The organism is Sphingomonas sp. 7/4-4 (assembly GCF_027941955.1).
GTDB lineage: Bacteria > Pseudomonadota > Alphaproteobacteria > Sphingomonadales > Sphingomonadaceae > Sphingomonas.
In genome coordinates this window covers 2,992,501-3,016,063 of sequence record NZ_CP115960.1, presented here as the reverse complement: position 1 = coordinate 3,016,063, position 23,563 = coordinate 2,992,501, and the positions used below count along the sequence as shown (strand labels likewise).

Sequence of the window (23,563 nt, the reverse complement as noted above, 5' to 3'; positions counted from 1 at the left end):
GCGCATGGACCGGCACGTCGAAGGACGGCCAGACCCCGGCGGCATCCCCGGCGCCCTCTCGAACACGCCGCCGCCGGTCAGCACTTTGGTCGCGCCCAATGCAGGCGGTGCCTCGGTGCCGACTCCGGCCGGCGCCACCGCGCCCGCCGCCGCCGCGACGCCCCAGACCAAGCAGAGCGACAGCTTCACCCGCACCTATGAGACCGGCAAGGAAATCTCGGTCACCCGCGCGGTGCCCGGCAATGTCCGCCGCCTCTCGGTCGCGGTGCTGCTCCGCGAGGAGCCGGGCAAGCCGCGCGGCATCGCCGAGATCAACCAGATCAACGAGCTGGTCCGCGCCACCGTCGGCTACAACGCCCAACGTCAGGACCAGGTCACCGTCGTCAGCCGCAAGTTCAGCGTCGCGGCCGATGCCGGCAAGACCGGTCCGGCCTGGTACGAGGCCGAATGGGTCCCGATGGCCGCGCGCAACGCGACGGCTCTGGCGATCGCCTTGCTCGTCCTCTTCCTCGGCGTGCGCCCGCTCGCCAAGGCTCTGCTCAAGAAGCGCGACGATGCCACGCAGCGCCCGGCGCTGCCGATCGGCGGCCACAATCCCGAGGACGCCGTCCCCGTCCCGAGCGTGTCGATCGACATGCTCGAGGATCGCGGCAACAGCTATGACGATCGCGTCGGGCTGGTCCGCGGCTTCACGCGGGAAAATCCCGCACGTGCCGCGCTAGCGGTCCGCGACATGATCAAGGCGGACGCCCGATGAACGCGCTGCGCAGCTTCAACGGCGTCGAGCGCGCCGCGGTCCTGATGATGCTGGTCGGCGAAGAGGAGGCCGCGGCCATCCTCCAGAAGCTCGATCCCGACGAGGTCCGCGATCTCGGCCGGGCGATGTTCACCGTCGCCGATGTCAGCGAAGCCGAGGTCGAGCAGGTCCTCGACGATTTCGTGTTCAAGGCGCGCGGTCGCTCTTCGATCGTCTTCGATCCCCGGCCGCAGGTCGAGGGGATGATGACGCGTGCGCTCGGCGCCGATCGCGCCGAAGGCGTGCTCGCCCGGATCGTGCCCGTCGAGGCTGCCGCCCGGCTCGAACAGCTCCAATGGTTCGAGCCCGAGGAGATCGCGTCGATGATCGCCGAGGAGCATCCGCAGATCGCCGCGGTATTGCTCGCGCAGCTCGATCCCGAAGTCGCGGCCCAAGTCTTCGAGCATCTGCCGCAGGACGCGCAGCCGCAGATCCTGCGCCGTATCGCCAAATTAGGCCCCATTCCCCCCGAGGCGATCGAGACCCTGAAGGCAATGCTCGCCAATCGCGCCAGCGGCGCGCGCAAATCGATCGGGCTCCAGCTCGGCGGCACGCGCGAGGCGGCGAAGATCCTGTCGGGCGCGCGGAAGATCACCGAGCAGCGCGTCATGCCCAAGCTCGCCAAGATCGACCGCGAAGTCGCCAAGGCGATCGAGGAGGCGATGTTCGTCTTCGACAACCTGCTCGAGCTCGACGACAAGAATCTCTCGACCCTCATCCGCAGCATCGATGCCGACGTGCTGGTCAAATCGCTCAAGGGCGTCGAGGAGGATGTCCGCAATCGCTTCCTCGGCTGCATGTCGAGCCGCGCCGCCGACGGCATCCGCGACGAGATGGAAGCGCGCGGGCCGATGAAGCTTGCCGACGTGCTCGACGCGCAGAAGGTGATGATCGCCATCGCCCGCGGCCTCGTGAAGGACGGCACGCTGCAGATGCCGGGCAAGGGCGGCGACGACGATTATGTCTGATTTCGCCCCCGGCTTTGCAGGCCGCATCCAGGCCGCCGCGCATGTGCTCCAGCGCGCGTTCGGCGAAGGCACGGCGTTCGCCGCCGCCGATGTCGGCAGCATCGGCCGCCGCGGGTTCGAGGAGCCGGCACCGGTCTCGCCGCGCCATTTCTCGCCCGCAGATCCGGGCGTGAACCCCACCGAGGGCTGGGATCCGTTCACTGCCGAAGTGCCGCCCGCGCCCACCGCTTTCATCGATCCGATCGCCGCCGCGCACGAGGCGGGCTTCGCCGAGGGCCGTGCCGCCGCGCTCGCCGAAGTCGAGGAAGTCCGCGCCCGCGAGGCCGCCTTGCTCGATCAGGTCTCGACCGCGCTTGCCGCCGGCGCGCATTTCGATCGTGAGCGCATGGCGGGGCATCTCCGCCAGACCGTGCTCCATCTCGTCCAGCGGATGATCGGCGATGCCGGCATCGCGCCCGATATCCTCGCCGCGCGGATCACCGCCGCAGTCGACTTGCTGGCCGACGGTGCCGAATCGGCGCTGCTGCGGCTCCACCCCGACGATGTGCCCCTCGTTCAGGGCAAGCTTCCGGCGACGATCTTCCCGGTCGGCGATCCGCATGTGACGCGCGGCAGCTTCGTGATCGAGAGCGCATCGACGATCGTCGAGGACGGTCCCGACATCTGGCTCGAGCAGCTCGCTCAGGCCATCGACCGCGTTCCGATCCCGCCCGCATGCTGAACCAGTTCAGCGACGATTATCTCGACGGGCTGGGCTGCCGCGACTTCGCGCCGCGGGCCAAGGTCTCGGGGCGCCTTTCTTCCTTTGACGGGCTGCTGATGGAGGCGGTCGGCCTCGCGCTGCCCGTCGGCACGGTCTGCGCGGTCGGCGACGGCGCCACCCGGATCGAAGCCGAAGTGATCGGCTTCCGGGCCGGCCGGACGCTGATGATGAATTTGGGCGGTCCCGCCGCCTTGCTTCCCAATGCACCCGTGCGTCCGATCGGCCCTCCGGGTGAGGCCGAAGTCGGTGCCGCCCTGCTCGGGCGGGTCGTGGACGGTGCGGGCAAGCCGATCGACGGGCTCGGACCCGTTCGCGGCGCAGGCAAATGGCCGCTGGCGGGCAAGCTCCAGTCGCCGCTCGATCGCGGCAGGGTTCTCGAGCCGATGGACGTCGGCGTTCGCGCGATCAACGGGCTGCTCACCATCGGCCAGGGCCAGCGCGTCGGCATCATGGCGGGATCGGGCGTCGGCAAATCGGTGTTGCTCGGCATGATCGTCCGCGCGGCGCAAGCCGATGTCGTCGTCGTCGGGCTGATCGGCGAGCGCTCGCGCGAAGTCGCCGATTTCCTCGAGACCAAGGTGTTCGGCGCCGCCCGCGCGCGTTCGGTGGTGGTGGCGGTCCCCGCCAATCACTCGCCGGTGCTGCGCATCCGCGGCGCGCTCCGCGCCACCGCGATCGCCGAAAGCTTCCGTGCCGAGGGCAAGAAGGTTCTGCTGATCATGGATTCGCTCACGCGTGTCGCGCATGCCGGCCGCGAGATCGGCCTTGCGCTCGGCGAGCCCGCCAGCGCGCGGGGCTATCCGCCGAGCGCCATCGCGATGCTGCCCAGCCTGATCGAACGCGCGGGCACCTGCGTCTCGTCGGGCGGCTCGATCACGGCGATCTACACCGTGCTCGCCGATGGCGACGACGGCAACGATCCGGTGGTCGACAGCGCGCGCTCGATCCTCGACGGGCATATCGTGCTCAGCCGCGCATTGGCGGAACGCGGCGTCTATCCGGCGATCGATCTCGGCCCCTCGGTCAGCCGCGTGATGACCGACATCGCGGACAAAGATCATATCCATGCCGCGCGCGTGCTGCGCCGGCATCTCGCCACCTATGAGGAAAATCGCGACCTCGTGCTGATGGGCGCCTATCGCCCCGGCGCGGATCCCGAGATCGACGCCGCGATCGCCTGTCACCCGGCGGTGATGGAATATATCCGCCAGGGCGCGGACGAAGTCGTGACCCTGCCCGACGCCGTCGCCGAGCTGACCGGGGTGTTCGGCGATGCGTGATTTGACGACGGTGCCAGCCCGCTCCCCACTCGGCCACCCAACGGCAGTATCATATGGGTGGCCGGGTGGGGAGCGGGTCGGTGCGGGACAGCAGACATGCCTAGGACGGCGAAGAAGCTCGAACGGCTGCTCCGCGTCCGCACGCTCCAGCTCGATCAGGTCCGCGCGGCCGAAGTGCATGCGCGCAGCAAGGTCGATCAGGAGGAAACTTTGCGCGAGCGCATCGCCGCACTCGCGGCCAATGTCGCGCCCACTGCGACGCCGGCGCCCACCTTCGCCACCTCGCTGATCGCCGCCGCGCATTATCGCGACCGGCTCCACCAGTCGGCGCATGCCGCCGAGCGTCGCATCGTCGTCGCCCAGCAGGGTCTCGACAATGCCCGCGCCGCGACTCGCGAGGCGCATCGCGACCAGAATGCGATCGAGAAATTGATCGAGCGCGAAGATGCCAAGGCCGCGCTCAAGGTGCTGCGTGATCTCGAGGCGCTGCCGGCCAACTCCAGAAAACGGCACGATATTTGCTGAAGTGTCCGGTGAACGTTTCACCGGGGGTTTTTGCAGTTGATCCAGCTTTCGTCGCTTCCCGCCGCGATCCCGCACGGGCCCGTGCGCGCGGCTGCGCCGGCACAAGGCGCGGCCGGCAGCTTCGCGCTGCCCGGCGGAGATGCGGCTGCCGCTGAAGCCGGTGAGATCCTGGCGCCCGGCCGGCAAATCCTTGCCGCCCCCGGCAAGACCTCGCCGGAGCGCGATCTCGAAACCGAGACCGAAGGCGAGGAAGCGGCGCCCGACGCCGAGGATATCGCCTTCGCCTGGTTCGCGCTTCCGATCGCGCCGCCAGCGACGCCGGTACCCCCGCTCGGTATCGCTCCACGTCCGGCTGCCATCAGCCTCGACGGAGCAAGCGAGCAGGGCGAAGCGCTTCCGACGCCATCGCTGCGCATCCCCGGAGACGGCACCGGCACCGAAACCGCCAAGTCCGAGCTCGATGCAGCCCGGGCCCCCGAGCTTCAGCCCGAACGCGCCCAGCCCGACACCGCCGAGCCCGCCATCAAGCTCCGCGTCGCCGTTCCGGTCGCGCAGCCGGCGCAGGTGGAAGCACCCGCTCTGACTTCAGCACCCCAGCTCGCGGCCGCGCTCTTCGCCGCCGCTGCTACCGGCGCCACGCCGGCCGAGACGCGCCGCACGCTGATCCAGGATCTGCTGCCTGCCGGCGGTCCGGTCGCGCTCGCCGATATCGTCCGCCCGCACGCGATCGCCGCTGCCGCCGACATCCAGCAGGGCGTGCTCGACATGCGCCGCCAGGAATGGATGGGGCAGATGGTCGACCGGCTCGAGGCGATGCGCGATGCCTCGCCGTCGCGCGAAACGCGCCTCAGCCTGTCGCCCGAGGCGCTGGGCAAGGTCGACGTCTCGATCCGTCAGGACGGCGATCGCATCCATGTCCATTTCGCCACCGAGACGCCGGCCGCGCGCCAGCTCCTCACCGAGGCCCAGCCGCGCCTCTCCGAACTGGCTGAGGCCCGCGGCGTCAAGCTCGGCCAGACCAGTGTCGACGGCGGCGGGGCAGGACAGGGCTCGGCCCGCCACGCCCAGCAAGTCCCGATGCCGCAATCGCCCGCCCCCGCGCGGCGGAGGCCGCGGAAGCCACCGATTCCACCCATGAACGCATCGCCTGAGATCAACGGAGACCATCATGGCCGATACCAACGACGCAAATCCGGCGCCCAGGAAGAAAAGGGGCGGCAAGCTGCTCCTCCTCGTGGGGGTTCCCATCGCACTGCTCGGCACCGGCGGCGGTGCCGCGGTCTATGGCATGCAGTCCGGCTGGTTCAGCGTGAAGCCCGCCGACGCGCATGATGACGAGCCCAGGCTCGTTCCCAAGAGCGAGGAGAAACGCGCGGGTGCCGGCGGCGGCGAGGGCGGCCATGGCGAGAGCAATGAAGGCGCGTCCGCCGGCCACGGCAAGCCGACGCCCAAGGGCGAAGGCGGCGACAAATATGCCTCGACCTACTATCCGCTCGAAAAGGAATTCACGTCGAACCTCCAGGACAGCGTCCATTTCGTCCAGGTCGGCATCGCCGTCTCGACGCCCTATGACGAGCGCGTCGTCGAGAACATCAAGACGCACGAGATCGCGATCCGCTCGCAGGTGCTGATGGCGCTGGGCGAGACCACCGAGGAAGAAGTCTTCACTGCGCAGGGCAAGCGCCAGATCCAGGACCGGCTGGCGAAGGCGATCAACGGCGTGCTGAAGGAAAAGGAAGGTTTCGGCGGCGTAAGTAACGTCTACTTTACCAATTTCATCGTTCAGTGAACGAGCATGGTTAACGCCCCTTCAGATATCGGCACTGCCGAACGGCGGGAACGCCCCGGGCCAGCGCGGAACACGCGTCGGTCCTGGGATCGTCGAACCTCAATCCGTTCGGCGATCTCGTCACGCTGCAGCATCTGTGCGCGCGGCTCGCCAAGTCGCTGAAGCCGGTGTTCGACGGGATGTGCCGTGCCGAGATGCGCGTCTGGGCCGAGCCGCTCGTGGTTCAGCGCTGGACGGACTATCGCACCGAGCGCGGCCACGGCCTCACCGCGTGGCAGCCGCTGGCGATGGGCAATGCCAAGGCGCGGGTCCAGCTGGTGCTCGACGCGAAACAATTGCTCGAGATGCTCGACGCGTTCTTCGGCGGTGACGGCGAAGCGCCCAATCCCTTGCCCGTCGAATTCACTCCGGCCGCCGAGACGCTGGCGGAGCGCCTCGCCGCTGCGGTCGCCGCGCCGCTCGAAGCCGCCTGGGAGCCGCTGACTCGCGTCGCCTTCCGCGCGGTCGAGGGCGGCAGCCTTGCCGCGCTCCCCGAATTCGCCGGCGACGATCCGGTCATCGTCACGCGCTTCGGCATGGCGCTGGGCGAGCGCAAGCCCGTCTTCGTCGACATCCTCTACCCCGTCGCGGCATTGAAACCGCACGGCGCCGCGCTCGCGGTCAAGGTCCACGGCGTGCCCGCCGAGGTCGAGCCCGAGTGGCGCAGCGGGCTCACCCGAGCCGTCATGGGCGTCAAATTCCCGATCCGCTCGGTGCTCGCCGAGCCGGTGGTCTCGCTCGGCCGCCTGCTCGAGCTGCAGGCCGGCGACGTGATCCCGATCGATTTCGGCGCCGAGGTCCCGGTGATGGTGGCGTCGCGCCGCCTCGGCACCGGTCTCGTCGGCACCGCCAATGGCCGCGCCGCGGTCCGGCTCACCCAATTCGAACCGCTCAGCGAAGAGGACTTCCGATGAACGACATGACCGGCGGATTAGCGGTCGATACCGCGCTCGCGACCAATTTCCGGCTGCTCCAGGACGTCGACGTCAAGCTGACCGTGGAGATCGGTTCGACATCCCTGTCCCTGCGCGAACTGCTCGCGCTCGGCGAGGAGAGCGTGATCGAACTCGACCGCGACGCCAACGAACTGCTCGACATCTTCGTCAACGGCACGCTGATCGGCCGCGGCGAAGTCGTCACCGTCGGCGAGAAGTTCGGCGTGCGGATGACCGAATTGGTCAGCCCCGAGAAGCGGACCGCCCGCGCATGATGTGGTCGTACATCCTCAAGCTGGTGATCCTGCTGCCGCTCGTCTGCGGCCTGCTGATCGGCTGCCTCTATGCGTGGCGCAAGCTCGAGGCGCGGCTGCCCAAGAACCAGGGCACGCGGATGGTGCAGGTCAAGGAGACGATGATGCTCTCGCCCGGCCTGCGCCTCGCGGTGGTCGAGTTCGAGGGGCGGAAACTGCTCGTCTCGGTCAGCCGCACCGGCGTCACGCTCGTGGACAAGGCAGCAAGCTGATGCTCGCACGGCTTTCGGCTCCCCGCTCAGTGGGCGGGCGCGCGGCGCTGTTCGTCGGGCTGCTCGCATTCTTCATTCTCTTCGCCGCGCCGGCGTTCGCCCAGGGCGTGCCGGCGCCGGCACCCGTCGCCACGCCCGGCGTGGGGACGCAGTCGATCGCGCATTGGGCGATCTCGGCGGCGGCGATGCGCCGCTCAGCCTGTCGCTCCAGGTCCTCATCATCATGGGCCTGCTCACGGTGCTGCCCGGCATCCTGCTGATGATGACCAGCTTCACGCGCATCATCATCGTGCTGTCGGTGCTGCGTCAGGCGCTCGGCCTCCAGCAGACGCCGCCCAACCAGGTGCTGATCGGCCTGTCGCTGTTCCTGAGCTTCTTCATCATGTCGCCGGTGATCAACCAGGCGAACACGACTGCGATCCAGCCTTATGCGCGCGGCGAGATCAGCGCGACGCAGATGATCGCCGGCACGGGCGACGCGCTCCACGGCTTCATGATCAAGCAGACCCGCAACCGCGACGTGAAGATGTTTGCCGACATGGCGAAGAGCGGTCCTTATGCCAAGCCGTCCGACGTGCCCTTCTCGGTGCTGCTCCCGGCGTTCGTCACCAGCGAGCTCAAGACCGCTTTCCAGATCGGCTTCCTCATTTTCCTGCCCTTCATCGTCATTGATCTCGTCGTCGCCACGGTGCTGATGAGCCTCGGCATGATGATGATGTCGCCGACGATCATCTCCCTGCCGTTCAAGCTGCTGCTGTTCGTGCTGGTCGACGGCTGGGCGCTGACGATGGGCAGCCTCGCCGCCAGCTTCGGGACCTAGTGATGGACGCGGATTACTTCCTCACCGTCGCGCGCGAAGCGATGTGGGTCCTCGCGCTCGCCTCGGCGCCGATCCTGCTGCCGGCCCTGCTGTCGGGGCTGATCCTCGGCATGGTCCAGGCGGCGACTTCGATCCAGGAACAGACGCTCACCTTCGTTCCCAAGCTGATCGTCGTGGCGGTGAGCCTGGTGATCTTCGGCGGCATGATCCTCGGCCTGCTCGGTGACTTCACCACGAGCATCTTCGAGCGCATCCCGGATCTGGTGAAATAGCGCATGATGGGCTTCGGCCTCTCGATCGAGCCGCAGCTCTGGACCTTGCTGTTCGCGATGGTGCGGATCGGCGCGGCGTTCATCGCTGCCCCCGTGTTCAGCGCGATCGCGATTCCGCTGCCGGCGCGGATCGCGCTGACCGGTGCGATCGGCATTTTGGTGATCAACACCACGCACATCACGCCGCCCGCCGAGATCTTCTCGCTCACCACGATGCTCGCGGTGGCCGCAGAGGCGCTGATCGGTCTCGCGATCGGCTTCGTCCTCCAGATCGCCTTCTCGGCGCCGCTGATCGCCAGCGAAGTGATCGGCATGTCGATGGGGCTCGGCTTCGCCAATGCCGTTGACCCGACCAGCGGGCATTCGACCCCCGCGCTCGGCCAGTTCCTCTCGCTGCTGCTGACTTTGCTCTTCCTGGCGGTCGACGGGCACCTCGTCCTCGTCGATCTCGTCGTGCGCAGCTATGAAGCAATGCCCCCGGCGCGTGGATCGCGCCCGAGCGGCTGCTGGGCATTGCCCTGTTCGGCGGCTACGCCTTTCTCGCCGGGCTGCTGCTCGCGCTTCCCGTCGGCTTCCTTTTGCTCTGTCTCAACGTCGTCGTCGGCATGCTCAGCCGCGCCGCGCCCGCGCTCAATCTGTTTGCGGTCGGCCTGCCCGCCAGCCTGGCGATGGGCGTGGTCGCGGTCCTCCTCGCCCTCCCGGCGATGGGCGACTACCTCCTCGTCATCATCCGCGAAGCGCTCGACGCCGCGCCCCGGCTGGTGCTCGGCTGATGGAGAGCTTCGGCGAAAAGACGGAAGCCCCGACACCGAAGCGCAAGCGCAAGGCGGTAGAGGAAGGCCAGCTTCTCAAATCCAAGGATTTCGGCACTGCGATCGTGATCCTGGCCGGCTGCGCGTGGATGGCGCTGCTCGGCCCCTCGCTGATCGGCGCGTGCAAGGAAGTGATGACCGCCAGCTTCTCGTTCGGGCGCGGCGATGTCGAGAATTTCGAGCCGTGGCGCCCGCTGGCCTCGGCGGGATGGAAGCTCGCGCCGTCGCTGGCCGGGTTGTTCGCGCTCACCGTGATCGCCGCGATCCTCAGCCAGGCCGGGCTGGGCTCGATCGGCTGGAACAACAAATTGTTCGCGCCCAAGGGTTCGCGGATCAATCCGGCCTCGGGGCTCAAGCGGATGTTCGGCCCGACCGGCTGGATCGAGATGGGCAAGTCCTTGCTCAAGGTCGGCCTGCTCGGCGCGATGGGCTATTGGATGCTGCGTTCGATCGCCCATCGGTCGCTCGGGCTGGTCTCGTCGGACCTGCACGGCGCCGTCGGATCGCTGAGCGGCCAGTTTCTCACCTTGATGTTCGTCATGGCCGGTGGGCTGCTGATCATCGCCGGCGTCGACCTGCCGATCCAGATGGTCCGCCACTTTCGCCAGCTCCGCATGACCAAGCAGGAAGTCAGGGAAGAGCATAAGGAAACCGAGGGCTCGCCCGAATTGAAGGCCGCGCAGCGCCAGCGCCAGCGTGAGATCCTGAAAGGGGATACCGCAAGGCGGTCGCCACCGCGCATGTCGTGCTCACCAACCCGACGCACTTCTCGGTCGCCTTGCGCTATGATTCGGGCCAGGATCAGGTGCCGGTGGTCGTCGCCAAGGGCCGCGGCCAGACCGCGCTCGCCATCCGCGAACTCGCCGGCGAATTCGAAGTGCCGGTGCTCGAATATCCGCAGCTCGCCCGCGCCGTCTATTACACCAGCCGCGAAGGGCAGGAGGTCCGCGACGACCTCTACCTCGCCATCGCGACCGTTCTGGCCTTTGTCTTCGGGGTCAATCAGCGGGCAGGCGGCGGCCAGCCGCCGGTCACCGTGCCCGCGGGCGCCCTGTTCGACGAGAATGGCGAGAAAATGGAGCGTCCGGCCTAAAGCGCGCGCCTGCGCGGCCGCTTATTGGGACAGGGGGAAGCAATGGCCATCGAATCGATCGCGAAGACTTTGGGCACCGGATCGGGCATCGACATCACGTCGCTGGTCGGCCAGCTCGTCGATGCCTCCTTTGCCAACAAGAACGCCTCGCTGACCGCGAAGGACGAGAAGCTCACTGCGCAGATCTCGAAGACGAGCGAGCTCAAGAGCAGCATCAGCGATTTCGCCAGCGCCCTGTCGCAGCTCACAGCCGGCGGCACGCTCGCCACCCAGCCGACCAGCTCGAATATTGGGATCGTCAAGACGACCAGGCTTGCCGGCGCCACGCTCACCGGACTGAATGCCAGCGTCGAAGTGCGCCAGCTCGCGCAGGGCCAGGTCGCCAGCACCAGCGCCTTCGCGGGCGGTGCCGCGACCGTGATCGGCGAAGGCACGCTCACCTTGACCTTCGGTACCGCGACAGTGGCCGATGGCGCGATGACCGATTTCACTGCCGGATCCGGCACGCCGGTCACGATCACCATCGATGCGGCGAACAACACGCTGCAGGGCGTGGCAAATGCGATCAACGCGGCCAAGGCCGGCGTCACCGCTTCGGTGATCACCGACAGCAGCGGCGCGCGGCTGATGGTCAAGAGCGCTACCGGCGCCACGCAGGCGTTCGAGCTTTCGGGCAGCGGCGCCCTGGCCAGCCTCGACATCGGCCGCAATGCGAGCGGATCGACGATCAATGCCAGCGCCCAGAATGCGCTCGTGGCGCTCGACGGCGTCGAAGTCTCCTATCCGGTCAACAGCATCTCGAATCTCGTGCCCGGCGTCCGGCTCGATCTCGTCGCCTCGTCGGTCGGCACCAAGGTTACGATCGGTTCGACGCGGCCGAGCGAAGCGCTCAGCCAGGCGGTCACCAACTTCGTCGATACCTTCAACCAGGTCTACAAATTGGTGAAGGAAGCGATGGACCCGATCGACGGCCCGCTGCGCGGCGATCCGGTGGCGAAGGACCTGCTGCGCCAGCTCAAGGGCATGACGCTCACTGCCTTGCTCCCCGCCACGCCCGACGAAACCCCGGTTGCGCTCGCGGACCTGGGCGTCGCCACCCAGCGCGACGGAACGCTGCGGATCGATACGGCGCGGCTCGCCAAGGTGCTGACCACCTGGCCCGATCAGATCGAGGCGATGTTCGCCGGCGGCGCCGGTCTCACCAAGGTGCTTTCGAAGATCGCCGAGAGCGCCGTGGGCAAGACCGCGGGCAAGGGCATCGGCGAGGCCACCGGCTTCACCGCGAGCCTGATCAACTACGGCAAGGCGCAGGACAAGGTGGACGCCCTGCAGGACGGCGTCCTCGTCGCGGTCGAACGGATGCGCGACCGCATGACCCAGCAGTTTGCGGCGATGGATTCGAAGGTTGCGGCGTACAAGTCGACCCAGAGCTTCCTCGATCAGCAGATCAAGGCGTGGAATTCGGACAATTGATGCGATGACCCGCTACGCCACCTGCCTCGCGGCCAATCCCGCCGCCACCTATCGCCAGGTCGATCTGAACGGCCGCACCACGGGCGCCGATCCGCACAAGCTGGTGGGGCTGCTCTACCAGGAAGGCGTCGCGGCGCTGCGTGCCGCCGCTTATGCGGCGCAGAACCACGAATTCGGGATCAAGAGCGAACGCGTCGCGCGCGCCACCGCGATCCTGTTCGCGCTCGAAGCGGGGCTCGATTTCGAGAAAGGCGGCGAAGTCTCGCGCACCCTCGCCACCTTCTATCACGGCCTGCGCCAGCACGTGGTGCACGCCAGCCTCGGCAGCGATCCTGCGCCCTTCCGCGAAGCCGCGGCGAGCCTCGAGGAGATTGGCGGCGCCTGGGCGAGCCTGGGCGCTTCATAATATGGGTGCGCATGAATCCGAAACGTTCGAGGGGTTGGCAGTCCTTCCATCCGACGCAATCGCGCCAAAGCGCCCTTGCTGGCGGCAGGTGAGCCTAAAGCGACGGTAACGGCGTCAATAGGACCATATCGTCTCCAGCCGCCTGTCGGACGGCTGTGAGCAGCCAATCGCGCAGTGCCCGGATCTTCGCCAGCGACCGTTTGTGCTCGGGATAGACCAGCCAATAGGCGTTTCTGTAGGTGGCGACATGCGGGAACGGCTGGACCAGCAGTCCTGCATCGATCGCCGACTTGAACATGGGCGGTGAGAGGATCCCGACGCCGTGGCCGGCAATGGCGGAGTGCCCGTCGAGCACCTGCGACTCGAATCGGATTGCCGGGCCGGCTCGCTGTTGCGCTTCCGGTCCGGGGAGTGATTCAAACCACAGATCCCACCAATCGTCTTCCGGCGAGAGGCGCGGGACCGAGAACAGATCCTCCGGCGTCGACAGCTTGTGGGACGCGAGAAAGGATGGGCTGACCAGCGGCGTCACCGGCATCCGCATCAGAAAATGCGATACCAGCCCCGGCGTGGCGCAGGGCATGCCCCGGATCGCCGCGTCGAATTCGCTCGAGGCGAGATCGATCAGCTGGTCGGACACGTCCAGCCTGACGGTCAGGTCGGGCCGGGCGGCGTGAAAGGTACCGAGCCGGCCGGCAAGCCAGTTGGTGGCGAATGTGCGCGGCGCAGTGATCGAGAGGATCGTGTCGCTCTCGGTGCGCGCGGCCGCGAAAGCTTCCTGCAGCGTATGGAAGGCGGCGGTGACCTGCGGGGCGATCCTGCGGCCCAGTTCGGTGAGCGTCATCCCGCGGCCATGGCGAACGAACAACGTGGCGCCCAGCCGCTCCTCGAGCACTTTCATCTGATAGCTTACCGCCGCTTGCGTCATCGCGAGCTCGTCGGCCGCCCGGCTGAAATTCTCGTGACGTGCGGCGGCCTCGAAAACGCGGACGGCAGCGAGCGGAGGCAAAGCGGGCATATGCGTGATATAAGCACAGATTATATCGATAGCCTAGCGATTTGCTGGTTCCGCTTATCGGAGTGGCGCATCTGGAAGTCCTCAACAAGAGGAGCAATCGAGATGAAGATTTTCAATATGGCCCTGACCGCGTTGGCGCTGTTGCCGGTCGCGGCGCAGGCGCAGGAAGCGAAGCCGGTGGTTCGCGTCGTTCATGCCGACCTGAACCTGCAGACGAAGGCGGGCGTCAAGACGCTCGATCGCCGCCTTGCATGGGCGATCCGGTCGGTCTGTCTTGCGTCCGAGAGCACGGTCGACACGGGGCGCCAGTTCGCCGCGCGGCGCTGCGTCCTCAAAAAGACCGCTGAAATGGCGGCGCTGCGCAACCAGGTCGTCGCCGCGCAGGTCAGCCGCGCGCAAATGGCTGGAGGGAGCCGCTGACAGCTACGAGAAGCGCGTCGAGAGGATGTGGATCGATCTGCAAATGCGGCTTATATCGCAGATCGTCTCCTCTCGACGCGTTCGAGGCGAAAGATATTATAACGCAACGGACACGGGTCCGGCGAAACCGACGACTTCAGGGAGCTTTGCCGGAACAGATGCGCTGTTCGGCGGGCTAGACGTCGAGCTTCTCGTAATCGGGCGGCGGCGGAATTCCTCCATCCGCTCGGCGAGCAGCGGGCGGAAGCTCGGCCGGCTCTTCATGCCGACATACCAGCGCTTGGCCTGATCGTGGCTCTTCCAGTCGATCCCGCCCAGATAATCGGCGATCGAGATCTGCGCGGCTGCCGCGAGATCGGCGAGGCTCATCGTCGGGCCGGCGAGCCAGGTGCGGTGATCGAGCAGGTAATCGATGTAATCGAGATGCGCGACCGCGGCCTTCATCGCCTCGCGCAGGGTCTTGGCGTCGGGCGCCATCTTGTGGACCACCCGCTTGATCATCCGCTCGTGGAGCAAAGGCGCGGTGATGTCGCTATAGAAATGGTCGTCGAACCAGATCACCAGCCGGCGGATCTCGGCACGATCGGTGGCGGTGCCGTTGATCATCGCATTCTTGCTGACGGTTTCCTCGAAGAATTCGCAGATCACGGTCGAATCGATCAAGGTCACGCCGCGCTCGGTATCGACCATCACCGGCACCTGGCCGGTGGGGTTCAGGTCGAGGAACTCGTCGCGCCGCAGCCAGGGCGATTCGCGCACCGGCTCATAGCCGACGCCCTTCTCGCCCAGCAGCAGCCGGACCTTGCGGGAAAACGGACAGAGCGGGAATTGCAGGAGTTGCCACATGCAACTCGTATCTAGCGTGGACGCGCGGCGCGTCCAGCGGATGCGTCAATTATCGTCGCTATAGGCCTCGGCCATGCTCGCGAGCGGCGCCAGCGCCGCGCGGAGCCGGTCGGCGGCGCGCGCCAGTTCGCCGCTCATCGCCAGCGCGTCACTGGACACTGCACCCACGGTGCCGACGGCGCGGCGCGTCCGGTCGTGGAGCTTGGCTTCGAAATGCGGGTCCCTGCGGCGTTCGACGTCGCGCAGCGTATCCGACGGCCGGATATCCTCGTCCGGGTCGGCATAGCGCGCGAGCGGCCCTACCTTGGTGTCGAGCACGATACCGGCCAGTGCGCTCATCGCCATCGCGACGCCTTCCTGGACCATCGGATCGTTCAGCCGGCGCACGGCATCGGTCTCGGCGCGCGTTTGCGCAGCGGCGGGGACGGCAACGGCGCACAGAATAGCGGCAACGGGGACGAGACGCATGACATTCTCCCGAGTCGTCAGGATGACCACCATATATGCGTTTCAGCACCTTAGCCTAGGCTGAACCGATCACTCGGCCGCCACGGCCTCCACTGCATCATCGAGCGGGTGCGAAAGCCGGGTGAGCATTTCCTTCGGCACGACCTGCCAGAAATGCCCGATCGCGCGGTCCCAGTCCTCGAGGACGCCCTGCGACCATTTGCTGTCGGTCGCATCGGCATGCGCCTCGACGAGGCCGCGCAGCCTGGCTTCCCAATGCGCCGACGACAGCCGCTGCCAGACGATGCTCTCCGGATTGGCGCGGGCGGCGAAGCTGCCATCCGCGTCATAGACGAAGGCCATGCCGCCGGTCATGCCGGCGCCGAAGTTCATGCCGACCTTGCCGAGCACCACCGCGGTGCCGCCGGTCATGTACTCGCAGCCGTTCGCGCCGCAGCCCTCGACCACCACTTCCGCGCCCGAATTGCGCACCGCGAAGCGCTCGCCGGCCTGTCCGGCGGCGAAGAGGCGCCCCGATGTCGCGCCATAGAGCACGGTGTTGCCGATGATCGTATTGTCCTGGCTCGCGAGCGGCGAGCTGACCATCGGGCGCACCACGATGACGCCGCCCGACAGGCCCTTGCCGACATAGTCGTTGGCATCGCCGAACACTTCGAGCGTGATGCCCTTGCACAGGAACGCGCCGAGCGACTGGCCGGCCGAGCCGCGCAGCCGCACCTGGACGTGATTGTCGGCGAGCGTCGACATGCCGAACTTGCGTGTCACTTCCGACGAAAGCCGCGTGCCCACCGCGCGGTGCGTGTTGCGCACCGAATAGGTCAGCTGCATCTTCTCGCCGCGCGAGAACACCGCCGCTGCGTCGCGGATCATCTGCGCGTCGAGACTGTCGGGAACCTCGTTGCGGAAGGTGGCGAGGCTGAAGCGCCGGTTGGAATCATCGGCATCGACCTTGGCGAGGATCGGGTTGAGGTCGAGATCGTCGAGATGCTCGGCGCCGCGGCTGACCTGGCGGAGCAATTCGGTACGCCCGATGATCTCGTCGAGGCTCTTGAAGCCGAGCTTCGCCAGGATCTCGCGGACCTCCTCGGCGATGAAGGTCATCAGATTGATGACCTTCTCGGGTGTGCCGACGAACTTCGCGCGCAGCCGCTCGTCCTGCGTGCAGACGCCGACCGGACAGGTGTTCGAATGGCATTGGCGCACCATGATGCAGCCCATCGCCACCAGGCTCAGCGTGCCGATGCCGAATTCCTCGGCGCCGAGGATCGCGGCGATGACGATGTCGCGCCCGGTCTTGAGCCCGCCGTCGGTGCGCAATGTCACGCGGCCGCGCAGGCCGTTGAGGGTGAGCGTCTGGTTGACTTCGGTCAGTCCCATTTCCCACGGCGTGCCGGCATATTTCACCGACGTCTGCGGGCTCGCGCCGGTGCCGCCGACATGGCCGGCGACGAGGATCACGTCTGCGTGGGCTTTGGCGACGCCCGCCGCGACCGTGCCGATACCGGCAGACGACACCAGCTTGACGCAGACCCGCGCGCGCGGGTTGATCATCTTCAGGTCGTAGATGAGCTGCGCGAGATCCTCGATCGAATAGATGTCGTGATGCGGCGGCGGACTGATCAGCGTCACGCCCGGCGTCGCATGACGCAGCTTGGCGATGAACTCGGTCACCTTGAAGCCGGGCAGCTGGCCGCCCTCGCCGGGCTTGGCGCCCTGGGCCACCTTGATCTCGATCTCGTCGCAGGCGTTCAGATATTCCGCGGTCACGCCGAAGCGGCCTGACGCGATCTGCTTGATCACCGAATTGGCGTTGTCGCCATTCTCATAGGGCTTGTAGCGCAGCCTGTCCTCGCCGCCCTCGCCCGACACCGCCTTGGCGCCGATCCGGTTCATCGCGATCGCCAGCGTTTCATGCGCCTCGGGGCTGAGTGCGCCGAGCGACATGCCCGGCGTCACGAAGCGCTTGCGGATTTCGGTGATCGCCTCGACCTGGTCGATCGCGGCGCCTTCGTTCGGGAAGTTGAACTCGAGCAGATCGCGCAGATAGACCGGCGGCAGGTCGCGCACCCCGCGCGAGAATTGCAGATAGCTCGAATAGCTGTCGGTCGACACCGCGGTCTGCAGCAGGTGCATCAGCTGTGCCGAATAGGCATGCGTCTCGCCGCCGTGCCGCTGGCGATAGAAGCCGCCGATCGGCAATGCCGCAACCGCGCGGTCGAACGCCGCCTCGTGGCGCATGATCGCGCTCAGATGGAGCGAGGCATAGCCTTCGCCCGAGATCTTGGCCGGCATGCCGGGGAACAGATCGTTGACCAGCGCGCGGCTGAGACCCACCGCCTCGAAATTATAGCCGCCGCGATAGGACGAGATCACTGCGATGCCCATTTTCGACAGGATCTTGAGCAGCCCCTCGTCGATCGCCTTGCGATGGCGCTTGAGGCATTCGGCGAGGCTCAGTTCGCCGAACAGGCCGCGCGCCTGCCGATCGGCGATCGAGGCTTCGGCCAGATAGGCGTTCACCGTCGTCGCGCCGACGCCGATCAGCACCGCATAATAATGGGTGTCGAGGCATTCGGCGGAGCGGACGTTGACCGAAGCATAAGAGCGCAGGCCGCGACGCACGAGATGCGTGTGGACAGCGGCGGCAGCGAGCACGCCCGCAATCGCGACCTTGTCGACGCCGAGATGCTCGTCGGTGAGGAACAATTCGGTGCAGCCGGCGCGAACGGCCTGCTCGGCCTCGTAGCGGATGCGCTTGATCGCTTCGCGCAATGCCTCGGGATCGCTCTTGGCGTCGAAGGTACAGTCGATCTCGGCGGACTGCGCCCCGAAATGCGCGCGCAGGCGATGCCAGTCGGCATTGGTCAGCACCGGGCTCTCGAGCACCAGCACGCGCCCCGGCGTACCCTCGGCGTCGAGGATGTTGGCAAGGTTCCCGAAGCGCGTGCGCAGCGTCATCACCTGGCGCTCGCGCAGCGAATCGATCGGCGGATTGGTGACCTGGCTGAAATTCTGCCGGAAGAACTGGCTGATCAGCCGCGGCTTGTCCGAGATCACGGCGAGCGGGGTATCGTCGCCCATCGAGCCGATGGCTTCCTTGGCGGTCTCGACCATCGGCGCGAGGATCAGCTCCATGTCCTCGAGCGTCTGCCCCGCCGCGACCTGGCGGCGAGTCAGCTCGGCGCGATCGAAATAGGCGCCGGGTTCGGCCGCGGGCAGATCGTCGATGGTGATGAACTCGCCGATCATCGCGGCATAGTCCGCCTCGCCGGCGATGCGATCCTTGATCGCCGCGTCGTCGAACAGCACGCCATTTTCGAGATCGACTGCGATCATCTGCCCCGGACCCATCCGGCCCTTGGCGACGACGGAGGATTCGGAGATCTGGACCATGCCCGTCTCGGAGCCGACGATGAGCAGCCCATCGGACGTCTGGGTGTAGCGCAAGGGGCGCAGCGCATTGCGGTCGACGCCGGCGACCGCCCAGCGGCCGTCGGTCATCGCCAGCGCTGCCGGGCCGTCCCACGGCTCCATCACGCTGGCGAGATACTTGTACATCGACAAATGGCTGGCAGGCGTGCTCTCGTCCCACGCCTCGGGCACCAGCATCAGCTTGGCAGTGGGGGCGTCGCGGCCCGAGCGGCAGATCGCCTCGAACACCGCGTCGAGCGCCGCGGTGTCCGACGCGCCCGCCGGGATCACCGGCTTGATGTCCTCGCTCTGCTCGCCGAACGCGATGCTCGCCATCTTGATCTCGTGGCTGAGCATCCAGTTCTTGTTGCCGCGGATCGTGTTGATCTCGCCATTGTGCGCGAGGCAGCGGAACGGCTGCGCCAGCCACCATTGCGGGAAGGTGTTGGTCGAATAACGCTGGTGGAAGATCGCAACCCGGCTGGTGAAGCGCTCGTCCTTGAGATCGGGGTAGAATTCGCTGAGGCTCTCGGCGAGGAACAGCCCCTTGTAGATGATCGAGCGCGTCGACAGCGAGCAGATGTAGAATCCGCTGATCTGCGCGGCGATCACGCGCTTCTCGATCCGGCGGCGCACCAGATACAGGTTCTTCTCGAACTCGGCGGCGTCGACATCGCCGGGCATCGGTCCCGCGATCATGATCTGCTCGATCTCGGGGCGCGTCGCCTGCGCCTTCATCCCGATCACCGAAACGTCGACAGGAACCTGTCGCCAGCCATAGATGGTGTAGCCTGCCTCGATGATCTCCGATTCGACGATCGTGCGGCAGCTTTCCTGCGCGCCCAGATCGGTACGCGGCAGGAAGATCATGCCGACGGCGAGCCGGTTCGGCATCACCCGGTGCCCACCCGCGGCGATCGCGTCGTCGAAGAACCGCACCGGCAGGTCGACATGCAGGCCTGCGCCGTCGCCGGTCTTGCCGTCGGCATCCACGGCGCCGCGGTGCCATACGGCCTTCAGCGCATCGATCGCCGACTGGACGACGCGGCGCGACGGCTGGCCGTCGGTCGCGGCGACCATGCCCACGCCGCAGGCATCGCCTTCGAACTCGGGACGGTACATGCCCTCGCGGGCGAGGCGTTCGCGTTCGGATTCACTGGTCATTGCTTGGTCTCGGACTTGGGCGGCGGCGGCAAATGCGCCGTCTCTTTTTCGACCCGCTGCATGATTGCGGGCATCGCGCGCATGATCTCGGGCGTGGCTGCAGACATTTCCTGCATCATCTCGGGATCCATGAAGGTCAGCAGATAGTCCTTCGCGAACGCAGAACCCGAGGGGTGGCAAAGAACGCATCGAGATCGTTCAGTTGCTGGAGCGTGAAACGCCGCGCGAAGGATTTGCCCAAAGCGACGCGGACGCGCGGCTCGAGCTTGTCCATCACCTTGCCCATTTCATCGCTGATCACGCGCGTCATGATCGTCATGCGCTCGCGAAAGGCGGGGTCGCGCTCGGCCGCGATCTGCTCGAGCGTCTTGCCGCTGCTGTCCTTCTCGCCGAGATCGGCGGGGGTCAGTCCGCTCATCTGGCCGATCATCGCATCCATCATCTGCGGAAAGGCATCGCGCATCATGCGCAGATAGACGCCCTGCGGCACCAGCTTCGCGACGACTTTCCCTGCCACCGCGAGCCGTGCCGGATCGGCCGGCGCCGTTTGCGGAGCAGCCGGCGGGACAGTTTGCGCCGCCGCAGCGCCGGGCAGCGCCAGCGCCAGAGCCATCGTCAATCCCTGTGCCCTCGCGATTCCCATCATGCAGCGACCCTCGCCTTTGCGCGCATCCACGCATGCATGTGCGCGGCCACGTCGCGGCCGTCGCGGATTGCCCAGACGACGAGGCTCGCGCCGCGCACGATGTCGCCCGCCGCGAACACGCCGTCGAGGCTGGTCATCATGGTCTTGCCGTCGGTGCGCAATGTGCCCCAGCGCGTCACGCCGAGCCCTTCCGAACCGAACAGCCTGGGCAGGTCCTCGGCCTCGAAGCCGAGCGCCTTGATCACGAGATCGGCTTCGAGCTGGAACGCACCGCCGGGATCGACTTCAGGCGCGCGCCGGCCGGAGGCATCGGGTGCGCCCAGCCGCATCTTCGATGCGCGCACGCCGGTCACCTTGCCGCCGCCATCGCCCGCGCTGTCGAACGCCTCCGGTCCGGAGAGCCAGACGAACTCGACGCCTTCCTCCTCGGCATTGGCGACTTCGCGCTGCGAGCCGGGCATGTTGGCGCGGTCGCGGCGATACAGGCACTTCACTGATGCCGCGCCCTGGCGGATCGCGGTGCGGACGCAGTCCATCGCGGTGTCGCCGCCGCCGATCACGACGACGTTCTTGCCCTCGGCATTCAGGCTGCCGTCGTCGAATGCGGGCACGACGTCGCCGAAGCCCTTGCGGTTCGAGGCGGTCAGATAATCGAGTGCCTCGACCACCCCCGCGGCGCCGACGCCGGGCGCCTTGATCGCGCGGGCCTTGTAGACGCCGGTGGCGATCAGCAGCGTGTCGTGGCGCGCGCGCAATTCTTCGAGCGTGGCTTCGCGGCCGACTTCGAAGCCGGTGTGGAACGTGATTCCCGCCTCGGCGAGCCGTTCGACGCGGCGCATGACGATGTGCTTCTCGAGCTTGAAGCCCGGGATGCCATAGGTCAGCAGCCCGCCGGCGCGATCGTGCCGGTCATAGACGTGCACGTCATAGCCCATCTCGCGCAGATATTCGGCGGCGCTGAGGCCCGCCGGCCCTGCGCCGATGACACCTACGGATTGGCCGCGTGCCGGGCCGACGCGGACGGGCTCGACCCATCCCTCGTCCCATGCCTTGTCGGTGATGAACTTTTCGACCGAGCCGATCGTCACTGCGCCGTGGCCGGAGAATTCGATCACGCAATTGCCTTCGCACAGCCGGTCCTGCGGACAGATGCGGCCGCAGATCTCGGGCATGGTCGAAGTCGAATTGGAGAGCTCATACGCCTCGCGCAGCCGCCCTTCCGCCGTCAACCGCAGCCAATCGGGGATGTGATTGTGCAGAGGGCAATGCACCGAGCAATAAGGGACGCCGCATTGCGAGCAGCGCCCGGCCTGCGCCTCTGCGTCGGGCACGGCATAGCGGTCCGCGATTTCACGGAAATCCTCCGCGCGGAGTTCAGCCTCGCGCTTGGCCGGATATTCCTGCCCACGCGCCACGAATTTGAGCATCGCATCGTCTGCCATGCGAGCCCCTTATTCCAAGGGCGCGTGACATAAAAGGCAGTAATACTGTCCTATTTATCGATTCATCCGGTGGAAAGCGCGATTTGCAACATTATTGCGCGGGAATAATGGGCCGATACGGTCCTATCGCATTCCCAGCCACACCAATGCTGCTGCCCCGGCGATGATTCGATACCAGGCAAAAGGCGCAAAACCGTGCTTGGTGACGATCGCGAGGAATACCTTCACCACCGCCAGGGCCACCACGAAGGAGACGACAAAGCCCACTGCGATCAGTCCCAGGCCGTCCGCAGTGATCGCATCGCGGTGCTTGTAGAGCTGCAATACCGTCGCTCCGGTCAAGGTCGGCAAGGCGAGGAAGAAGCTGAAGTCGGCGGCGGTGCGGCGGTCGATGCCGAGTGCCATCGCGCCCATGATGGTCGCACCCGAACGGCTGACGCCGGGAACCATGGCGAGACATTGTACCAGGCCGATCTTGATCGACTGCAGGGTGGAGACTCCCGAGATGCCGAGGACATTCTCGGTTCGGGCGAAGCGCTCGACGATCAGGATCGCGACGCCGCCGACGATCAGCGCCCAGGCGACGACCACGGCATTCTCGAGCAGCGCATCGATCTGATCGCCGAATGCCAAGCCGAGAACCACCGCGGGAACGAAGGCGATGAGCAGGTTGCGCACGAAGGCGACCGAGGACGCCTCCCAGCGCAGCAGGCCCTTGAACACCGCGAGGAAGGTCCGCCAATAGAGCACCACGATCGCCAGGATCGCGCCGGGCTGGATGGCGATGTTGAACACCGCCCATTGCGCAGCGTCATAGCCCATCAGCTCGCTCGCGAGGATCAGATGGCCGGTCGACGATACGGGCAGAAATTCAGTGACGCCCTCGACGATGCCGAGCAGGATCGCGACGAGAAGTTCGGTCATAGGAGAAGGGCCTCTCGTTCACGCGGCAGCCGGCCCCGCGCCGGCGGCCTGGTCGGGCAGGATTTCAGGCGGCTTCGCCCAGCTGGCCGAATCGGCCATGGCGGCGGAAACGGACCAGCCAGCTCGGCGCGACCGCGGCCAGGGGCGTCGCCGTCAGGCCGAACTTCCCGAACCCCGCGGCGCCGGCCGAAACCATATTGTCGCGCTGGAGCATGCGCCAATGATCCCGAGTGATCGGCGCGCCGGGCAGCACGCCGAACAGCGCGACGAGGCCGCCCAGCGCATCGGGGAGCTCGACGAAATGCGCATCGCGCCCGATCGCGCCGGCGATCCAGCGATGGAGCTCGGCCATCGTCACTATGTCGGGACCGCCGAGTTCATAGACATGGCCGCCATGTGCATCGGGATTCTCCAAGGCCTTCACCACCGCCTGCGCGACATCGGCGACATAGGCCGGCTGGAACTTCACCCCGGGCCGCAGCACCGGCACCACCGGCGCGTTCGCAATCAGCCCGGCAAAGCGGTTCACGAATGCATCCTCGCGGCCGAACAGGATCGAGGGCCGCAGGATCGTCGCGGACGGAAAAGCCTCACGCACCGCGCGTTCGCCCTCGGCCTTGGTGCAGCCATAAACGGAAGGCGAATCCGTGTCGGCGCCCAGCGCGGAGAGTTGAACCAGCGCTTCGACACCGCCGCGCCGCGCCGCTTCGGCGACATTGCGGGCGCC

The 23,563-nt window shown here is 66.9% G+C and carries 22 protein-coding genes and 4 pseudogenes (1 of these 26 cut by a window edge); 17 read left to right on the top strand and 9 right to left on the bottom strand.

Annotated elements, in window-relative coordinates; genetic code table 11:
* Window positions 1-4: 4 nt before the first annotated feature.
* The 16 genes and pseudogenes from PIB19_RS23125 to PIB19_RS15125 all read left to right on the top strand — a co-directional run bounded on the left by PIB19_RS23125 (window position 5) and on the right by PIB19_RS15125 (window position 12,497).
* Window positions 5-757: a flagellar M-ring protein FliF C-terminal domain-containing protein gene (locus PIB19_RS23125; RefSeq protein WP_336297159.1), complete on the top strand. Its 753-nt coding sequence runs from the start codon at window positions 5-7 to the stop codon at window positions 755-757.
* Window positions 754-1,764 (top strand): flagellar motor switch protein FliG, encoded by a 1,011-nt coding sequence (gene fliG / locus PIB19_RS15195; protein WP_271238038.1) that lies wholly within the window; start codon window positions 754-756, stop codon window positions 1,762-1,764. The genes PIB19_RS23125 and fliG overlap by 4 nt, the downstream gene beginning before the upstream one ends.
* Window positions 1,757-2,485: a FliH/SctL family protein gene (locus PIB19_RS15190; protein ID WP_271238037.1), complete on the top strand. Its 729-nt coding sequence runs from the start codon at window positions 1,757-1,759 to the stop codon at window positions 2,483-2,485. The genes fliG and PIB19_RS15190 overlap by 8 nt, the downstream gene beginning before the upstream one ends.
* On the top strand, window positions 2,479-3,807 hold the full coding sequence (locus PIB19_RS15185; protein ID WP_271238036.1) for a FliI/YscN family ATPase: 1,329 nt from the start codon (window positions 2,479-2,481) through the stop codon (window positions 3,805-3,807). The genes PIB19_RS15190 and PIB19_RS15185 overlap by 7 nt, the downstream gene beginning before the upstream one ends.
* A gap of 96 nt (window positions 3,808-3,903) precedes the next feature.
* Window positions 3,904-4,332, top strand: a complete 429-nt coding sequence (locus PIB19_RS15180) for a hypothetical protein (protein WP_271238035.1) — start codon at window positions 3,904-3,906, stop codon at window positions 4,330-4,332.
* A gap of 36 nt (window positions 4,333-4,368) precedes the next feature.
* On the top strand, window positions 4,369-5,664 hold the full coding sequence (locus PIB19_RS15175; protein ID WP_271238034.1) for a flagellar hook-length control protein FliK: 1,296 nt from the start codon (window positions 4,369-4,371) through the stop codon (window positions 5,662-5,664).
* Window positions 5,567-6,121, top strand: a complete 555-nt coding sequence (locus PIB19_RS15170; RefSeq protein WP_271238033.1) for a flagellar basal body-associated FliL family protein — start codon at window positions 5,567-5,569, stop codon at window positions 6,119-6,121. Before PIB19_RS15175 ends, PIB19_RS15170 begins: the two co-directional genes overlap by 98 nt.
* 167 nt (window positions 6,122-6,288) lie before the next feature.
* Window positions 6,289-7,074: a FliM/FliN family flagellar motor switch protein gene (locus tag PIB19_RS15165; RefSeq protein WP_271238032.1), complete on the top strand. Its 786-nt coding sequence runs from the start codon at window positions 6,289-6,291 to the stop codon at window positions 7,072-7,074.
* Window positions 7,071-7,370 carry a flagellar motor switch protein FliN gene (gene fliN, locus PIB19_RS15160; protein WP_271238031.1) on the top strand — a complete coding sequence of 100 codons (300 nt, stop codon included), beginning with the start codon at window positions 7,071-7,073 and terminating at the stop codon, window positions 7,368-7,370. The genes PIB19_RS15165 and fliN overlap by 4 nt, the downstream gene beginning before the upstream one ends.
* Complete coding sequence (locus PIB19_RS15155; protein WP_271238030.1) at window positions 7,370-7,621, top strand: flagellar biosynthetic protein FliO; 252 nt, start codon at window positions 7,370-7,372, stop codon at window positions 7,619-7,621. Before fliN ends, PIB19_RS15155 begins: the two co-directional genes overlap by 1 nt.
* Window positions 7,621-8,441, top strand: a pseudogene (gene fliP / locus PIB19_RS15150) (flagellar type III secretion system pore protein FliP). The gene PIB19_RS15155 and the pseudogene fliP overlap by 1 nt, the downstream one beginning before the upstream one ends.
* Before the next feature lie 2 nt (window positions 8,442-8,443).
* Window positions 8,444-8,713 carry a flagellar biosynthesis protein FliQ gene (fliQ, locus tag PIB19_RS15145; RefSeq protein WP_056615182.1) on the top strand — a complete coding sequence of 90 codons (270 nt, stop codon included), beginning with the start codon at window positions 8,444-8,446 and terminating at the stop codon, window positions 8,711-8,713.
* A 3-nt stretch (window positions 8,714-8,716) separates the two neighbouring features.
* A pseudogene (fliR, locus tag PIB19_RS23725) lies at window positions 8,717-9,486 on the top strand (flagellar biosynthetic protein FliR).
* Window positions 9,486-10,618 (top strand): annotated as a pseudogene (flhB, locus tag PIB19_RS15135) (flagellar type III secretion system protein FlhB). Before fliR ends, flhB begins: the two co-directional pseudogenes overlap by 1 nt.
* A 42-nt stretch (window positions 10,619-10,660) precedes the next feature.
* The gene (fliD, locus tag PIB19_RS15130; protein WP_271238029.1) at window positions 10,661-12,091 is read left to right on the top strand and encodes a flagellar filament capping protein FliD; all 1,431 of its coding nucleotides are present in this window, start codon (window positions 10,661-10,663) and stop codon (window positions 12,089-12,091) included.
* A gap of 4 nt (window positions 12,092-12,095) precedes the next feature.
* On the top strand, window positions 12,096-12,497 hold the full coding sequence (locus PIB19_RS15125; protein WP_271238028.1) for a flagellar export chaperone FliS: 402 nt from the start codon (window positions 12,096-12,098) through the stop codon (window positions 12,495-12,497).
* A gap of 94 nt (window positions 12,498-12,591) precedes the next feature.
* Here PIB19_RS15125 and PIB19_RS15120 read toward each other — a convergent pair whose 3' ends face one another.
* Entirely contained in the window at window positions 12,592-13,515 is a 924-nt protein-coding gene (locus PIB19_RS15120; RefSeq protein ID WP_271238027.1) for a LysR substrate-binding domain-containing protein, read from the bottom strand.
* Between PIB19_RS15120 and PIB19_RS15115 the strand changes: the two genes are divergently transcribed.
* Window positions 13,516-13,935: a UrcA family protein gene (locus tag PIB19_RS15115; RefSeq protein WP_336297158.1), complete on the top strand. Its 420-nt coding sequence runs from the start codon at window positions 13,516-13,518 to the stop codon at window positions 13,933-13,935.
* A 175-nt stretch (window positions 13,936-14,110) separates the two neighbouring features.
* On the opposite strand, the pseudogene PIB19_RS15110 reads toward PIB19_RS15115, so the two are convergent.
* From PIB19_RS15110 to PIB19_RS15075, 8 genes and pseudogenes are all read right to left on the bottom strand, one after another.
* Window positions 14,111-14,781 (bottom strand): annotated as a pseudogene (locus PIB19_RS15110) (glutathione S-transferase family protein).
* Between the two features lie 45 nt (window positions 14,782-14,826).
* The gene (locus PIB19_RS15105) at window positions 14,827-15,249 is read right to left on the bottom strand and encodes a hypothetical protein (RefSeq protein ID WP_271238025.1); all 423 of its coding nucleotides are present in this window, start codon (window positions 15,247-15,249) and stop codon (window positions 14,827-14,829) included.
* Between the two features lie 69 nt (window positions 15,250-15,318).
* Window positions 15,319-19,824: a glutamate synthase large subunit gene (gltB, locus tag PIB19_RS15100; protein ID WP_271238024.1), complete on the bottom strand. Its 4,506-nt coding sequence runs from the start codon at window positions 19,822-19,824 to the stop codon at window positions 15,319-15,321.
* The gene (locus PIB19_RS15095; RefSeq protein WP_271238023.1) at window positions 19,821-19,955 is read right to left on the bottom strand and encodes a hypothetical protein; all 135 of its coding nucleotides are present in this window, start codon (window positions 19,953-19,955) and stop codon (window positions 19,821-19,823) included. The genes gltB and PIB19_RS15095 overlap by 4 nt, the downstream gene beginning before the upstream one ends.
* Before the next feature lie 5 nt (window positions 19,956-19,960).
* Complete coding sequence (locus tag PIB19_RS15090) at window positions 19,961-20,437, bottom strand: hypothetical protein (protein ID WP_271238022.1); 477 nt, start codon at window positions 20,435-20,437, stop codon at window positions 19,961-19,963.
* Window positions 20,438-20,466: 29 nt separating this feature from the next.
* Window positions 20,467-21,912: an NAD(P)-dependent oxidoreductase gene (locus tag PIB19_RS15085; RefSeq protein ID WP_271238021.1), complete on the bottom strand. Its 1,446-nt coding sequence runs from the start codon at window positions 21,910-21,912 to the stop codon at window positions 20,467-20,469.
* A gap of 123 nt (window positions 21,913-22,035) precedes the next feature.
* Window positions 22,036-22,836 (bottom strand): undecaprenyl-diphosphate phosphatase, encoded by an 801-nt coding sequence (locus tag PIB19_RS15080; RefSeq protein ID WP_271238020.1) that lies wholly within the window; start codon window positions 22,834-22,836, stop codon window positions 22,036-22,038.
* Window positions 22,837-22,900: 64 nt separating this feature from the next.
* Window positions 22,901-23,563 carry the 3' portion of a complex I NDUFA9 subunit family protein gene (locus PIB19_RS15075; RefSeq protein WP_271238019.1) on the bottom strand. The gene runs 276 nt beyond the window's last position, so 663 of the gene's 939 nt are visible here — the last part of the coding sequence; its start codon lies off the right edge, out of view; it ends in the stop codon at window positions 22,901-22,903.

Coding starts and splice junctions, on each gene's coding strand:
- PIB19_RS23125 (WP_336297159.1), top strand. CDS start 5: ATGGACCGGCACGTCGAAGGACGGCCAGACCCCGGCGGCATCCCCGGC.
- fliG (WP_271238038.1), top strand. CDS start 754: ATGAACGCGCTGCGCAGCTTCAACGGCGTCGAGCGCGCCGCGGTCCTG.
- PIB19_RS15190 (WP_271238037.1), top strand. CDS start 1,757: ATGTCTGATTTCGCCCCCGGCTTTGCAGGCCGCATCCAGGCCGCCGCG.
- PIB19_RS15185 (WP_271238036.1), top strand. CDS start 2,479: ATGCTGAACCAGTTCAGCGACGATTATCTCGACGGGCTGGGCTGCCGC.
- PIB19_RS15180 (WP_271238035.1), top strand. CDS start 3,904: ATGCCTAGGACGGCGAAGAAGCTCGAACGGCTGCTCCGCGTCCGCACG.
- fliN (WP_271238031.1), top strand. CDS start 7,071: ATGAACGACATGACCGGCGGATTAGCGGTCGATACCGCGCTCGCGACC.
- PIB19_RS15155 (WP_271238030.1), top strand. CDS start 7,370: ATGTGGTCGTACATCCTCAAGCTGGTGATCCTGCTGCCGCTCGTCTGC.
- fliQ (WP_056615182.1), top strand. CDS start 8,444: ATGGACGCGGATTACTTCCTCACCGTCGCGCGCGAAGCGATGTGGGTC.
- fliD (WP_271238029.1), top strand. CDS start 10,661: ATGGCCATCGAATCGATCGCGAAGACTTTGGGCACCGGATCGGGCATC.
- PIB19_RS15125 (WP_271238028.1), top strand. CDS start 12,096: ATGACCCGCTACGCCACCTGCCTCGCGGCCAATCCCGCCGCCACCTAT.
- PIB19_RS15120 (WP_271238027.1), bottom strand. CDS start 13,515: ATGCCCGCTTTGCCTCCGCTCGCTGCCGTCCGCGTTTTCGAGGCCGCC.
- PIB19_RS15115 (WP_336297158.1), top strand. CDS start 13,516: ATGCGTGATATAAGCACAGATTATATCGATAGCCTAGCGATTTGCTGG.
- PIB19_RS15105 (WP_271238025.1), bottom strand. CDS start 15,249: ATGCGTCTCGTCCCCGTTGCCGCTATTCTGTGCGCCGTTGCCGTCCCC.
- gltB (WP_271238024.1), bottom strand. CDS start 19,824: ATGACCAGTGAATCCGAACGCGAACGCCTCGCCCGCGAGGGCATGTAC.
- PIB19_RS15095 (WP_271238023.1), bottom strand. CDS start 19,955: ATGGATCCCGAGATGATGCAGGAAATGTCTGCAGCCACGCCCGAGATC.
- PIB19_RS15090 (WP_271238022.1), bottom strand. CDS start 20,437: ATGGCTCTGGCGCTGGCGCTGCCCGGCGCTGCGGCGGCGCAAACTGTC.
- PIB19_RS15085 (WP_271238021.1), bottom strand. CDS start 21,912: ATGGCAGACGATGCGATGCTCAAATTCGTGGCGCGTGGGCAGGAATAT.
- PIB19_RS15080 (WP_271238020.1), bottom strand. CDS start 22,836: ATGACCGAACTTCTCGTCGCGATCCTGCTCGGCATCGTCGAGGGCGTC.